The following is a 13,050-nucleotide window of genomic DNA, read 5'->3' on the forward strand; positions in this document are numbered from 1 at the left end:
GACAAAGGTAGCACTCTATGATCAGTCGAGATAAAGCCCCAACGGCTCAAGAAACTTTTATGCAGATGGCACAAGCAGCTGGACTAAGAGGCAGGCTGCTTGTCACTGTCGGTATTTTAATTTTGGTTCGCCTAGGTATCTTTTTGCCTGTACCAGGAATTGATAGAGCTAGGTTTGCTGAAGCCATCTCAGGCAATAATTCCATATTTGGTTTACTGGATATCTTTTCTGGGCGCGGACTGTCAACTTTGGGAGTTTTTGCTTTAGGGATTTTGCCCTTTATTAATGCGTCCATTATCATCCAATTGCTGACAGCGGCTATTCCATCTTTAGAAAATTTACAGAAAAACGAAGGCGAAGCAGGACGGCGGAAAATTTCGCAAATTACACGCTATGTAACTGTAGGCTGGGCATTGATCCAAAGTGTGGCGTTTTCTGCGCTATTTCTCCAACAATTTGCCTTAAACCCTGGCCCATTATTTGTAGCTGAAACTGCGATCGCACTAACTGCCGGTTCAATGTTCGTCATGTGGGCATCCGAACTGATCACAGAACGAGGTATTGGTAATGGCGCATCATTGTTGATTTTTGTCAACATTGTTGCTTCCCTACCGAAATCTTTAGGGGATACTATTGACCTGGTACAAGTCGGCGGTCGAGAAACTGTTGGTCGTGTAATTGTACTAGTATTAGTATTTCTCGCAACCATTGTTGGAATTGTATTTGTTCAAGAAGGCATCCGCCGCATTCCGATTATTTCGGCTCGTCGTCAAGTCGGTCGGCGAGTATTGGCAGAACAGCGCAGTTATCTACCTTTGCGCCTTAATTCTGGTGGTGTTATGCCAATTATCTTTGCAGCTGCCATCTTAAGTTTGCCACTGTTGATTGCCAACTTCACGAAAAACCCTGACCTAGCGAATATAGTCAACACATATCTTAGTCCTGGTGGTTCTGCCCCTTGGGTTTATGCCCTGGTCTACTTAACATCAATTGTTTTCTTCAGCTATTTCTACTCTTCATTGATTGTTAATCCGGTTGATGTAGCGCAAAACTTGAAGAAAATGGGTTCTAGTATTCCAGGAATTCGCCCAGGTAAAGCTACCAGCGAGTATATAGAGAGAGTAATCAATCGATTAACTTTTTTGGGAGCCATATTTTTAGGACTGGTGGCAATTATTCCTACCGCAGTGGAAAGTGCTTTGAAAGTACCAACTTTTAGGGGATTGGGTGCTACTTCCCTATTAATTCTGGTCGGCGTAGCAATTGATACAGCCAAGCAAGTTCAAACTTATGTTATCTCTCAGCGCTATGAAGGAATGGTGAAACAATAGTGACGCGATTAATCTTCTTGGGGCCACCTGGAGCAGGTAAAGGAACTCAAGCTCAAGTTTTGGCAAAACACTTGCGTATTTCTCATATTTCTACTGGTGAAATATTGAGACAAGCCATGAAAGAGCAAACTCCTCTGGGAATTAAAGCTCAAAGTTATGTTGATAGCGGTGAGTTAGTTCCTGACCAGTTGGTACAAGACTTAGTGGAAGAACGCCTAAGTCAACCAGATTCTGTATCTGGTTGGATTTTAGATGGGTTTCCTCGCAAAGTAACGCAAGCCGCTTTTTTAGAAGAATTGCTGGCAAAAACTGATCAAGGTGGGGAACGAGTAGTTAACTTAGATGCTCCAGATGAAGTTGTAATAGCACGCTTACTAGCTAGAGGGCGTAAAGATGACACTGAAGAGGTAATTCGCCGTCGGCTAGAAGTGTACCGCAATGAAACTGCACCCTTGATTGATTATTACGGTAAGCGTGAAAGGCTTTTGACAATCAATGGTAATCAATCCCAAGAAGAAGTCACTGCTGAATTGAAACACATTTTAGCTTCCTAGCTAGAGCGCAGGGAGTGGTGAGTAGGTAAGGAATAGAGTACTCATAACTCACGACTCCCCTCTTTAAACCGGATACCAGTCAATTGTAGCTAAGATATATTAATAAGCTGTTGATATATTTCTCACATTATGTTTTTTTGCAGATGAGTGCTGCAAGTGAACGAAAAATCATTGAGTTGAGGAACAAAAAAATTGTCTAAGCAAGATTTAATTGAAATGGAAGGCACCGTTACTGAGTCTTTGCCAAATGCCATGTTTCGCGTCGACTTGGACAACGGGTTTAACGTGTTAGCACATATTTCTGGTAAGATTCGGCGCAATTACATTAAAATTTTGCCTGGCGATCGCGTCAAAGTCGAGTTAACCCCATACGACCTGACAAAAGGCAGAATTACTTATAGATTGCGGAAAAAATAATTTTAACCAGAAAAAATTAGTCATATTGTAGGGAATCTTACCATAGAACCAACTTGTTCGTTGGTAGATTTTTATTTACTTAACTGAACTATTTTCCTCAAAATGCTATAATTTTATATTTGGAGTCAATTACAAAAGGCATGAAAGTCCGAGCCTCTGTCAAAAAAATTTGTGAAAAGTGTAACGTGATTCGCCGTCGTGGTCGCGTTATGGTGATCTGCGTTAATCCCAAGCACAAACAACGTCAAGGATAGCACTCTCAACATTTGGGAGTTAATGTGACATAGAAAAATCACCAAAAAAACTACAGACATGGTTTACTGTCCATGTCTTACCAACAAAAATTGCGAGAACAACAGGGAGAGATTCATTGTGGCACGTATTGCCGGCGTAGACCTACCACGCGATAAACGCGTTGAGATTGGTCTGACTTACATTTATGGAATTGGGTTATCAAGGTCGCAGGAAATTCTTGCGGCTACAGGTGTCAATCCAGACACCCGTGTTAAAGATTTAAATGATGCCGACATAGCATCTCTACGTGCAGAAATAGAAAGTAACTATCAAGTAGAAGGTGACTTGCGGCGCTTGGAGGCAATGAACATCAAGCGCCTAATCGACATCGGTACCTACAGAGGTCGCCGACATCGCATGGGCTTACCAGTTAGAGGACAAAGAACTCGTACCAATGCCAGAACCCGTCGTGGTAGAAGGCAGACAGTGGCTGGGAAGAAAAAGGCTCCAGGCAAATAATCATTCACTGCTTGTTCTGATGAGCAAGTTTTTCCGTAAATTAATTAAAAAAACATGGCGAGACAACCAACTAAAAAAACTGGGAGTAAAAAGCAGAAACGGAACGTACCCAACGGACTTGCTTATATCCAGTCTACTTTCAACAATAGCATTGTCACGATCACCGATCAAAATGGCGATGTTATTTCCTGGGCAAGTGCTGGTTCTAGTGGCTTTAAAGGAGCAAAAAAAGGAACTCCCTTTGCAGCGCAAACTGCTGCTGAAAGTGCAGCCCGTCGAGCTATTGATCAAGGGATGCGTCAAATAGAGGTGATGGTAAGTGGACCAGGCGCAGGCAGAGAAACTGCTATTCGCGCACTTCAAGGAGCTGGACTGGAAATTACACTCATTCGAGATATTACCCCAATTCCTCACAATGGTTGCCGTCCACCAAAACGTCGCCGAGTCTAGATAAAATCTGCTGGGCAACAAAGACAAGAAGTCTAAATAAAAAAATTCATCTGCATAAAATAGCTACTTACACTTTTGGTGTTCAAACTATCGAGCAGAGTGAATATTAAATAACTTCTGACGGCTTAGGCGATAAAAAGCCAGTTAGCTCTTCTTAAAGGGAGAGCTGCTGTACTTTCCAAAACGCCATATTATTGATGATCGACCCTGAATAAGCAGATCAAATTCCGCCATTGGATGTTGGCAGTTTGATCAGCCTGAAGATGTCTTAGGGCAAAAGTAAATTGAATAGGCAATTGATTGCTAGCAGCACCTTAATCAAGGGAGGCTACTCCGTGGCGCAGTTTCAAATTGAATGTGTAGAGTCTAGTACAGAGGAAAGTCGGAGTCATTACAGTAAGTTTGTCTTAGAACCTCTAGAGCGTGGTCAAGGCACAACTGTTGGTAATGCTCTACGGCGAGTGTTACTGTCCAATCTGGAAGGGACAGCAGTTACAGCAGTACGAATTGCAGGTGTTACACACGAGTTTGCCACAGTTCCGGGTGTGCGGGAAGACGTGCTAGAAATCCTGATGAGAATGAAAGAAGTCATTCTCAAAAGCTATTCTTCTCAACCTCAAATTGGTAGGTTGCTCGTTACTGGGCCAACAACAGTTACATCTGCCCATTTTGATTTACCTAGTGAAGTGGAAGTCGTCGATCCCACCCAGTATGTCGCTACTTTAGCTGAGGGCGGTAAGCTGGAAATGGAATTTCGGATCGAAAGAGGCAAAGGTTATCGCACTGTAGAACGAGGACGTGAAGAAGCCACATCTTTGGACTTTTTGCAAATCGACTCGGTATTTATGCCAGTGCGAAAAGTTAACTATAGCGTTGAAGAAGCGCGTGCAGATGGTTCAATTACCAAAGACCGACTGCTACTAGAAGTTTGGACAAATGGCAGTCTCTCACCCCAAGAAGCGCTATCTTCAGCCGCCAGTATCCTAGTAGATTTATTCAACCCTCTGAAAGATATCTCCTTGGAACCAACAGATGTCGGTTCTGATATTCCAGACGACCCAACTGCTCAAATTCCCATCGAAGAATTACAGCTTTCAGTCCGGGCATATAACTGCCTTAAACGCGCACAAGTTAATTCTGTGGCAGACTTATTGGATTTTACCCAAGAAGATTTGTTAGAGATCAAAAACTTTGGTCAAAAATCAGCGGAAGAGGTTGTGGAAGCCCTGCAGCGACGCTTGGGTATTACTCTACCGCAAGAAAGAAGTTCCAAACACGGCTAAATCAAAACTGTTTATAGTTCATAGTCCACTATTATGCGTCACCGTTGTCGAGTCAAAAAACTTGGTAAACCAACTGACCAGCGCCGCGCTCTGTTGCGTGCTTTAACCACTGAGCTAATTCGTCATGGTCGAATTACCACCACTTTGATCAGAGCGAAAGCACTGCGAAGTGAAGTAGATAAAATGATTACCCTAGCTAAAGACGGCTCTTTAGCATCACGTCGCTCGGCTTTGGGCTACATATACGATAAACAACTAGTTCATGCGTTGTTTGAGCAAGCTCCAACTCGGTATGGTAATCGCAGTGGTGGTTACACCCGCATTCTGCATACTGTACCTCGGCGAGGAGACAATGCTGAAATGGCAATTATTGAACTGGTTTAAAAAGGGTGAAGGTTAAAGTATGAAGGATAAAAATTTTATACTTTATACTTCAAACTTTAGTAGATTCTATGTTAGAAACTGACCAGCCTAGAGAAACTCAAAGAGTAGCCTTGGTAATCCAATACCTAGGCACTCATTTTCATGGCTGGCAACGACAAAAGCAGCAGCGTACAGTTCAAGAAGAAATAGAAATAGCGATCGCTACTATTCTTGGTTATCATGTGACACTACATGGTGCAGGCCGCACCGATGCTGGAGTCCATGCTGCTGCACAAGTAGCCCATTTTGAAGCTACAGGCGCAATACCGGCTCACAAATGGGCAACAGTTCTCAATAGCTATCTGCCTCAAGACGTAACAATCAGGGCTTCGGCATCTGTAGGTAACACCTGGCACGCTCGTTTTAGTGCAGCCTATCGGCGATACCGCTACACGATATACACTGAAGAACGACCAAACTTGTTCGTCAAACCCTTTAGTTGGCATTATTATCATGCGCCTCTGGATGAACTCTTAATCCAGGCGGCTTTGAAACCAATGCTCGGCAAGCATCATTTAGCGGCCTTTCATCGTGCCGGCTCAAAGCGATCGCATTCTTGGGTAGAAGTGCAAGCAGCAGAGTGTCTTCGTACAGGGTCATTCCTCCATATCGAAATCCAAGCAGATGGATTTTTATATGGCATGGTTAGGCTACTAGTAGGAATGCTAGTGGAAGTAGGCTCCAAACAGCGCACACTGGCTAGTTTCACAGACATTTGGCAAGAACAGCGCCGGGAAAAAGTAAAGTATGCCGCACCTCCTCAAGGTTTGTGCTTGTTGCGAGTCGGTTATCCTGATTTTCCTTTTTCTCCCGATATTTGGTACGACACCCAACCAAAATTAGTATTTAGTCAATAGTCATTGACAAAGGATGTCACTTGCTACAAGCCGGGCAACCTGTCCAACGCAGTGGCTCAAAAATAACAAAGGACAAACAAAAATGAGTAAAACCTACCTTCCTTCTCAAGAATCTCTTGAGCATGAGTGGTATGTAGTAGATGCCACCGACCAACGCCTTGGTCGCCTCGCCAGCGAAATTGCGATGATTCTCAGAGGTAAAAATAAAGCTGAATTTACACCTCACATGGACACAGGTGACTTTGTGATCGTGATTAATGCCGAGAAAGTCGCAGTCACAGGTAAAAAACGGACTCAAAAACTGTACCGCCGCCATTCTGGTCGTCCTGGAGGGATGAAAACTGAAACTTTTGCCAAGCTGCAACAGCGTCTACCTGAGCGGATTTTAGAACAAGCTATTAAAGGGATGTTACCTAAAAATAGCTTGGGTAAGCATTTGTTTACCAAGCTCAAAGTTTATGCAGGTTCGACTCATCCCCACGAAGCTCAACAACCTAAAGAACTAAAAATTAGTACAATTCCTGGAGAAGAAAGTTAATGGTAGTAGCAGAAGCAAATAGCGGTCGCGCCGTGTACTGGGGTACTGGTCGCCGCAAATCCGCAGTAGCACGAGTACGCCTTGTACCCGGTGAAGGTAAACTGACAGTGAATGGCAAGCCTGGAGATTTGTACTTCCAATTCAATGCTAATTACCTGGGAGTCATTAAAGCACCTCTAGAAACTCTGGGATTAGAGAGCGAGTATGACATTCTAGTAAAAGCTGAAGGTGGCGGCTTAACTGGTCAAGCTGATTCCATTCGTTTGGGTGTAGCCCGTGCTTTGTGCCAACTAGACCCAGAAAATCGCTCACCTTTGAAAACAGAGGGCTATCTAACTCGTGATCCCCGCGCTAAAGAGCGGAAAAAATATGGTTTGCATAAAGCGCGGAAAGCTCCTCAGTACTCAAAACGATAAGAGATTGGGTATGGAAAAGTCAAAAGTCAAAAGCGTTCTAGCTTTTGACCTCCTAGCCCTAATTGCTTACCAAATCAGAAAGTTATAATTTATATAGATTCACCACAGAAAAAACAATGGCTAAACCCGATATTCATCCTAAGTGGTATCCAGATGCTAAAGTTTATTGCAACGGTAAAGTTGTAATGACTATTGGTTCTACAAAACCAGAATTACATGTGGATCTTTGGTCTGGAAACCATCCTTTTTACACTGGTACTCAAAAGATTGTCGACACTGAAGGTCGAGTAGAGCGTTTTCTTCGCAAATACGGTAAGTCGAGCGAGCAAAGTTCTGACGATAAAAAGAAAAAGTAGCGGGTTGGCTCTGCTGTTAACGACGACCCTGCATCAGCTGGGTCGATTGTCATTTTTTGCCGAGCCAACTTGTTATTTTAAGGAGCATTAAACTCGTCATGGCTGAATCATACCTGCTGGAGAAACTCAAATCCGTTGAACAAACCTTTAATGAATTAACACGTCGCCTTGCCGATCCTGATACTGCGAAAAACCCTGATGAGTATCAAACAATCGCCAAGTCTCGTTCTTCTTTGGAAGAAGTAGTTAATACCTATGAAACTTGGAAAGTTTCCCAAGAAGACTTAATTGGGGCGCGTCAAGTTTATAAAGAAGCAGCCAGTGATCCAGAGATGCAAGAAATGGCAGCTTTGGAAGTTAGTGAATTAGAAGAAAAAATAGAATACTTAGAAACTCGCTTAAAAGTTTTGTTGTTGCCCCGCGACCCCAATGATGAGAAGAATATCATGTTGGAAATTCGCGCTGGCACTGGTGGCGATGAAGCCAGTATTTGGGCTGGGGATTTGATGCGGATGTATACTCGCTATGCCCAGACTCAAGGTTGGAAAGTGTCTTTGGTGAGCGAATCTTTGGGAGAAATGGGTGGCTGGAAAGAAGTCATACTGGAAATAAAAGGTGACAATGTTTACAGCCAGTTAAAGTTTGAAGCTGGAGTGCATCGCGTACAGCGTGTACCAGTCACAGAGGCTGGGGGACGTGTTCACACTTCCACAGCTACTGTGGCGATTATGCCAGAAGTTGATGATGTGGAAATTCATATTGACCCGAAAGATATTGAAATGACTACAGCTCGTTCTGGTGGTGCTGGTGGACAAAACGTCAACAAGGTGGAAACAGCCGTTGACTTAATGCACAAACCGACAGGAATCAGAATTTTCTGTACGGAAGAACGCAGCCAGTTGCAAAACAAAGAACGAGCCATGCAAATTCTGCGGGCGAAACTGTATGAAATAAAGTTACGGGAACAACAAGAAGAAGTAACCTCGATGCGGCGATCGCAAGTTGGTACAGGATCGCGATCCGAAAAGATTCGCACTTATAACTATAAAGATAATCGCGTCACCGACCACCGCTTAGGTCAAAACTATTCCTTGAACCCTGTTCTGGAAGGTGATTTGGAGACGGTGATCCAATCTTGTATATCTTTAGACCAACAAGAACGTCTTGCGGAGTTAGCAACTTCTGGTGCAATGAACTAATTTTTAGTTTGAGAATTAACTTAATTGAAAACCGTCTGGTGTGTTGCGATATTTAACACACAGACGGTTTTTTAATTTAGCCATATTTTTTACCATTTTCACTGATTAATTCATAACATTAAAATACTTAAAATCACTTAAAGACAACTTTTACCTCGTGATATGTTTATTTCTCGTATTGAAGATTGTATTACTGGCGCAAGTTCTTATGATGTTTTAGGTGGATTATTTCGGGAGATGAATCATCCTGGAATTACACCTGCTGGACGTTATAAAGGAGTTGATTATTTTAACGGTGGTTTATGTTCGGTAATTCATTCTATTGATTTGACTAAAAAAGAATTAAATTTTTTAGAGTTATCGGCTAAAGGAAATTGGAGCCAGGTACGTCCAGCAATATTTTGTAATTTATTTGAAAGTACGATAGATACAATAGAGCGTCATGTAAGAGGGATTCACTACACCTCTGAAGCAGATATTATGAACATTGTCCGCCCAACAATCAGCCGTTATTGGGAAGAAATAATAGAAGCCGCTAATACAATTGGTGAATTGTCTACGCTGCAATTAGAATTACAAAATTATCGTGTACTTGATTCAGCTTGTCGCTAAAAACCAGATCCCCGATTTCTTAAAGAAGTCGGGGATCTAAACTATGATTTTTAGAAAATTTTATACCAATTTAAAAAAAGAATGCGACAGATGCGTAGGTTGGGTAGTAGCTTGCTTCCCGTTCGCGTAGCGTCTCCGTCAGGAGAAGGGTACGAAGTGAAACCCAACATCTACAAGGTTTTAAGGCGTTGGGTTTCGTCCCTCAACCCAACCTACATCTGTAGCGATCATTCTTCAAATTGGTATTACTAATGGCGAGCCAGTATAAATAGTCTTAGAATGGTGAACATTAAATTTTCCTAGGTGCAGCTATGTCGTTACTACGTAACGAACCTTCAGATTGGCAATTTGATCCAGACGCAGCTTATCTACCTATTTATCATAAAGGTAGTTTAGTGGGTTTTTTTAAGCAAGAATACACCAGTGAAATTATTCAGTTTTTAAATGAAGAAGAAGTTTTAAAAAAAGCTCTCAAAAAAGCTTGTGGTGATTTACTAAAAAAGACTGGTGGTGATACGAGTAAGGTTAATTATTTAGTACAAAAATATATAAAAGTTAGTGAACGTCCTAAATATGGAACGAGAGCGATCGCACTGTTATTACAAGAGCGACAAAAAGAACTTGACCTCAACAATCAGGAATTTACTAAATTCTGCGATACGTTTAAAATTTCTCCCACAGAACTCAATAGTATTTATGCTGGAGAAGCTATTGATGATAATTTGTTAGCGCCGATATCACGGGTATTAGGGATATCCAAAGAGCGAGTGCAAGAAGTGCGGGATGGTGGAGAAGCGCAAACAGGCACATAATTATTTATGTAAAATTATCTACTCTTATCCATCTGTGAAAACAGACAGCGTATTTTACCGCCTATTTCAAGGATTTCCCGATATCTTCTTTGAACTGATTGGGGATTCTCTTGATACTGCTAGTATTTACTAATTTTCGTCAGTTGAAATTAAACAAACAGCATTCAGAATTGATGGTGTATTTGCTCCGAATGTAGAAATTGATCAGCCAATTTACTTTGTGGAAGTGCAGTTTCAAGCAGATACAAAGATGTATTCGCGCTTGATTGCCGAAATATGCTTGTATTTGCGTCAAAATCAACCTGTCAATGATTGGAGTGCTGTTGTTTTATACCCAAGCAGAAGTGTAGACACAGGAGATATCAAGCACTACAGAGAATTCTTTATGAGTCAGCGAGTTAGGCGTATTTATCTTGATGAATTAAGCTCTGAATCGTCGCCACCAATTGGTATTGCAACTGTTAAATTAATTGTGACATCTGAACACACAGCAATAATAGAGGCTAGGGAGTTAGTAGAAAGGACAAGATTAGAAATAAACTCACCAATAAAACAACAGCAATTATTACAATTAATAGAGACTATCTTGTTATACAAGTTTCCCACGATGACTAAAGAGGAGATGGAGAAAATGTTTAGCATCAGTGAATTAAAAAATACCAGATATTTTCAGGATGTTTTTCAGGAAGGTAAGCAAGAAGGGATAGAAGAAGGTCAGCGTCAAGAAAAGTTAAGAATGGTCGCTCGTTTTTTGAAACTGGGGTTGACTGTGGAACAAGTAGCGGAGGAGCTTGGTTTAAGTATTGAAGAAGTAAAGCAAGCAGCACAAAATTTGTAAGTAACCAAAATTAAGCGGCAGTTGAGGTTTGTTACCACTTACTCGGAGGAATTATTAGTTAATTTTTGTTAATATTGGACACGGTGTTGGTACTTCGTCCTTAACCATATATTTCCTACCTGAGAGAAACTCGATGCTGCGACTCGAACATATTAGTAAAATTTATCCTACAGGCGAAGTCCTTAAGGATATCAACTGGGAAGTCAAATCAGGCGATCGCATTGGTTTAGTCGGCGTTAACGGTGCGGGAAAATCTACCCAGTTAAAAATCATCTCTGGGGAAATGGAACCGACATCTGGCGAAATTATTCGTCCCGCTAGTTTGCACATCGCTTACCTCAATCAAGAGTTTGAAGTTGATCCTAGCCGCACAGTCAGAGAAGAATTTTGGACGGTATTTCAGGAAGCAAACGAAGTACAGTTATCTCTGACAGATGTACAGCATGAGATGCAAACAGCTACTCCAGAGGAACTGGATAGGTTGATTCACAAATTGGATCGTTTGCAGCGTCAGTTTGAAGCTTTGGATGGTTACGGTTTAGAAGCACGCATCGGCAAAATTTTACCAGAGATGGGATTTGACCCAGAAGATGGCGATCGCCTCGTGAGTGCTTTCAGTGGTGGTTGGCAAATGCGGATGAGTTTGGGTAAAATCCTCCTGCAAGCGCCGGATTTACTACTACTGGATGAGCCAACTAACCATTTAGACTTAGAAACCATCGAGTGGCTGGAAACTTACCTCAAAGGCTTAACTACGCCGATGGTGATAGTTTCTCACGACCGAGAATTTTTAGACCGTCTCTGTACCCAAATAGTTGAAACTGAACGCGGAGTTTCCGCTTCCTACCTGGGTAACTACTCGGCTTACCTGCAACAAAAAGCCGAAAATCAATTAGCACAGCTGAGTGCTTACGAACGTCAGCAAAAGGAAATCGAAAAACAGCAAACCTTTGTGGATCGATTCCGCGCCAGTGCTACCCGCAGTACCCAAGCCAAAAGCCGAGAAAAGCAACTAGACAAAGTTGAACGCATCGAAGCACCCATATCTGGAGTGAGAACCCTGCATTTCCGTTTTCCCCCTGCACCTCGCAGTGGACGGGAAGTAGTGAACATCAAAGATTTAACTCATACCTACGATGATAAAATTTTATTCTTGGGAGCGAACCTCCTAATTGAAAGAGGCGATCGCATTGCTTTTCTTGGCCCTAACGGTGCAGGAAAATCTACGCTATTGCGAATCATTATGGGTATGGAACCACCCACAGAAGGTATCGTCAGCTTAGGCGATCACAACGTGATTCCTGGTTACTTTGAGCAAAATCAAGCCGAAGCATTGGACTTGAAAAAAACTGTCATGGAAACTATTCATGATGAAGTTCCTGATTGGAAAAACGAAGAAGTCCGCACCCTGCTAGGCAAGTTTCTATTTTCTGGCGACACTGTATTTAAACCTGTTGGGGCATTAAGTGGGGGAGAAAAAGCTCGTTTAGCATTGGCAAAAATGCTATTGCGCCCAGCCAATTTACTCATCTTAGATGAGCCAACAAACCATCTAGATATTCCAGCAAAAGAAATGTTGGAAGAAGCACTGCAAAACTATGATGGAACGGCGATTTTAGTTTCCCATGACCGCTATTTTATTTCTCAAGTAGCCAACAAAATTGTTGAAATTCGCAATGGCGAATTCCAAGTTTACTTAGGAGATTATCATTACTATCTAGAGAAAACGGCTGAGGAAAGAGAACAAGCAAAACAAGCTGCTATAGCTGAAGAGAAAGCGGCGAAGAAAGCAGCTAAAGCCGCTAAAAGTTCAGGGAAGAAGAAATAAAACATCAAGAAAGTAGTGGCGTGACCAGACTAAAATATACAAAATTAGCTGTGTCACTCCACTACGATATCAGCGATCGCTAAACCACATTTTGAGGTAATCATTGGTAAAATCTGTCTAGGCTTAACATTAGAGATATTAATATTTAGAGATCTAGCAAGTATCGGATCCATAAGACGACCACCAATACTAGACAAAAAATGATTTTTACTATTCTTTAAAGCAATATCAATAATTACACCATTACCTTGATTAAGGAACGAGGATTAAATAAGATCCAGAAATGGGTCATGCAATAATAAGCAGAATATGCCCACTGAATTCTGAGATTCTATGACTCCGTATTCATCCGAGATTGAGCAGCAAATGCAACGACTATATTC

Annotated in this window: 16 protein-coding genes and 1 pseudogene; all 17 read left to right on the top strand. The window is 41.9% G+C overall.

The genetic code is table 11. The annotated features are described in order from the left end of the window. Positions 1-17 precede the first annotated feature (17 nt). The gene (secY, locus tag IQ259_RS00980) at positions 18-1,331 is read left to right on the top strand and encodes a preprotein translocase subunit SecY (protein ID WP_193879481.1); all 1,314 of its coding nucleotides are present in this window, start codon (positions 18-20) and stop codon (positions 1,329-1,331) included. After that, positions 1,331-1,885 carry an adenylate kinase gene (locus IQ259_RS00985; RefSeq protein WP_193879484.1) on the top strand — a complete coding sequence of 185 codons (555 nt, stop codon included), beginning with the start codon at positions 1,331-1,333 and terminating at the stop codon, positions 1,883-1,885. The genes secY and IQ259_RS00985 overlap by 1 nt, the downstream gene beginning before the upstream one ends. 192 nt (positions 1,886-2,077) lie before the next feature. Further along, on the top strand, positions 2,078-2,302 hold the full coding sequence (infA, locus tag IQ259_RS00990) for a translation initiation factor IF-1 (protein ID WP_006276978.1): 225 nt from the start codon (positions 2,078-2,080) through the stop codon (positions 2,300-2,302). Positions 2,303-2,442: 140 nt separating this feature from the next. Beyond that, on the top strand, positions 2,443-2,556 hold the full coding sequence (gene rpmJ / locus IQ259_RS00995; RefSeq protein ID WP_010998333.1) for a 50S ribosomal protein L36: 114 nt from the start codon (positions 2,443-2,445) through the stop codon (positions 2,554-2,556). A gap of 118 nt (positions 2,557-2,674) precedes the next feature. Beyond that, positions 2,675-3,055 carry a 30S ribosomal protein S13 gene (rpsM, locus tag IQ259_RS01000; protein WP_193879498.1) on the top strand — a complete coding sequence of 127 codons (381 nt, stop codon included), beginning with the start codon at positions 2,675-2,677 and terminating at the stop codon, positions 3,053-3,055. 54 nt (positions 3,056-3,109) lie between these two features. Further along, complete coding sequence (gene rpsK / locus IQ259_RS01005) at positions 3,110-3,505, top strand: 30S ribosomal protein S11 (protein ID WP_015113409.1); 396 nt, start codon at positions 3,110-3,112, stop codon at positions 3,503-3,505. 335 nt (positions 3,506-3,840) lie between these two features. Then, the gene (locus IQ259_RS01010) at positions 3,841-4,788 is read left to right on the top strand and encodes a DNA-directed RNA polymerase subunit alpha (protein WP_193879500.1); all 948 of its coding nucleotides are present in this window, start codon (positions 3,841-3,843) and stop codon (positions 4,786-4,788) included. Positions 4,789-4,821: 33 nt separating this feature from the next. Continuing rightward, positions 4,822-5,172: a 50S ribosomal protein L17 gene (gene rplQ, locus IQ259_RS01015; RefSeq protein ID WP_193879502.1), complete on the top strand. Its 351-nt coding sequence runs from the start codon at positions 4,822-4,824 to the stop codon at positions 5,170-5,172. A 68-nt stretch (positions 5,173-5,240) separates the two neighbouring features. Next, positions 5,241-6,068, top strand: coding sequence for a tRNA pseudouridine(38-40) synthase TruA (gene truA, locus IQ259_RS01020; protein WP_193879504.1), 828 nt, complete (start codon positions 5,241-5,243; stop codon positions 6,066-6,068). 82 nt (positions 6,069-6,150) lie between these two features. Continuing rightward, a complete protein-coding gene (gene rplM / locus IQ259_RS01025) occupies positions 6,151-6,606 on the top strand; it encodes a 50S ribosomal protein L13 (protein WP_193879506.1) in 456 nt (151 codons plus the stop codon). Continuing rightward, on the top strand, positions 6,606-7,022 hold the full coding sequence (gene rpsI / locus IQ259_RS01030; protein ID WP_193879509.1) for a 30S ribosomal protein S9: 417 nt from the start codon (positions 6,606-6,608) through the stop codon (positions 7,020-7,022). Before rplM ends, rpsI begins: the two co-directional genes overlap by 1 nt. A 116-nt stretch (positions 7,023-7,138) precedes the next feature. Continuing rightward, a complete protein-coding gene (rpmE, locus tag IQ259_RS01035) occupies positions 7,139-7,378 on the top strand; it encodes a 50S ribosomal protein L31 (RefSeq protein ID WP_193879511.1) in 240 nt (79 codons plus the stop codon). A gap of 98 nt (positions 7,379-7,476) precedes the next feature. Further along, on the top strand, positions 7,477-8,577 hold the full coding sequence (gene prfA, locus IQ259_RS01040) for a peptide chain release factor 1 (protein ID WP_193879513.1): 1,101 nt from the start codon (positions 7,477-7,479) through the stop codon (positions 8,575-8,577). A 162-nt stretch (positions 8,578-8,739) separates the two neighbouring features. Beyond that, the gene (locus IQ259_RS01045; RefSeq protein WP_228014266.1) at positions 8,740-9,189 is read left to right on the top strand and encodes a type IIL restriction-modification enzyme MmeI; all 450 of its coding nucleotides are present in this window, start codon (positions 8,740-8,742) and stop codon (positions 9,187-9,189) included. 311 nt (positions 9,190-9,500) lie between these two features. After that, the gene (locus IQ259_RS01050) at positions 9,501-10,001 is read left to right on the top strand and encodes a hypothetical protein (protein ID WP_193879523.1); all 501 of its coding nucleotides are present in this window, start codon (positions 9,501-9,503) and stop codon (positions 9,999-10,001) included. A 34-nt stretch (positions 10,002-10,035) separates the two neighbouring features. Next, positions 10,036-10,839: pseudogene (locus IQ259_RS01055) on the top strand (Rpn family recombination-promoting nuclease/putative transposase). A 133-nt stretch (positions 10,840-10,972) separates the two neighbouring features. Then, positions 10,973-12,667 (top strand): ABC-F family ATP-binding cassette domain-containing protein, encoded by a 1,695-nt coding sequence (locus IQ259_RS01060; RefSeq protein ID WP_193879526.1) that lies wholly within the window; start codon positions 10,973-10,975, stop codon positions 12,665-12,667. The last annotated feature ends 383 nt before the right edge of the window (positions 12,668-13,050 follow it).

Source organism: Fortiea sp. LEGE XX443 (assembly GCF_015206815.1).
Taxonomy (GTDB): domain Bacteria; phylum Cyanobacteriota; class Cyanobacteriia; order Cyanobacteriales; family Nostocaceae; genus Nostoc_B.

What these genes read in the sequence shown, in the direction of transcription:
- secY (WP_193879481.1), top strand. Translation starts at nt 18, where the DNA reads ATGATCAGTCGAGATAAAGCCCCAACGGCTCAAGAAACTTTTATGCAG.
- rpmJ (WP_010998333.1), top strand. Translation starts at nt 2,443, where the DNA reads ATGAAAGTCCGAGCCTCTGTCAAAAAAATTTGTGAAAAGTGTAACGTG.
- rpsK (WP_015113409.1), top strand. Translation starts at nt 3,110, where the DNA reads ATGGCGAGACAACCAACTAAAAAAACTGGGAGTAAAAAGCAGAAACGG.
- rplQ (WP_193879502.1), top strand. Translation starts at nt 4,822, where the DNA reads ATGCGTCACCGTTGTCGAGTCAAAAAACTTGGTAAACCAACTGACCAG.
- truA (WP_193879504.1), top strand. Translation starts at nt 5,241, where the DNA reads ATGTTAGAAACTGACCAGCCTAGAGAAACTCAAAGAGTAGCCTTGGTA.
- rplM (WP_193879506.1), top strand. Translation starts at nt 6,151, where the DNA reads ATGAGTAAAACCTACCTTCCTTCTCAAGAATCTCTTGAGCATGAGTGG.
- rpsI (WP_193879509.1), top strand. Translation starts at nt 6,606, where the DNA reads ATGGTAGTAGCAGAAGCAAATAGCGGTCGCGCCGTGTACTGGGGTACT.
- rpmE (WP_193879511.1), top strand. Translation starts at nt 7,139, where the DNA reads ATGGCTAAACCCGATATTCATCCTAAGTGGTATCCAGATGCTAAAGTT.
- prfA (WP_193879513.1), top strand. Translation starts at nt 7,477, where the DNA reads ATGGCTGAATCATACCTGCTGGAGAAACTCAAATCCGTTGAACAAACC.
- IQ259_RS01045 (WP_228014266.1), top strand. Translation starts at nt 8,740, where the DNA reads ATGTTTATTTCTCGTATTGAAGATTGTATTACTGGCGCAAGTTCTTAT.
- IQ259_RS01050 (WP_193879523.1), top strand. Translation starts at nt 9,501, where the DNA reads ATGTCGTTACTACGTAACGAACCTTCAGATTGGCAATTTGATCCAGAC.
- IQ259_RS01060 (WP_193879526.1), top strand. Translation starts at nt 10,973, where the DNA reads ATGCTGCGACTCGAACATATTAGTAAAATTTATCCTACAGGCGAAGTC.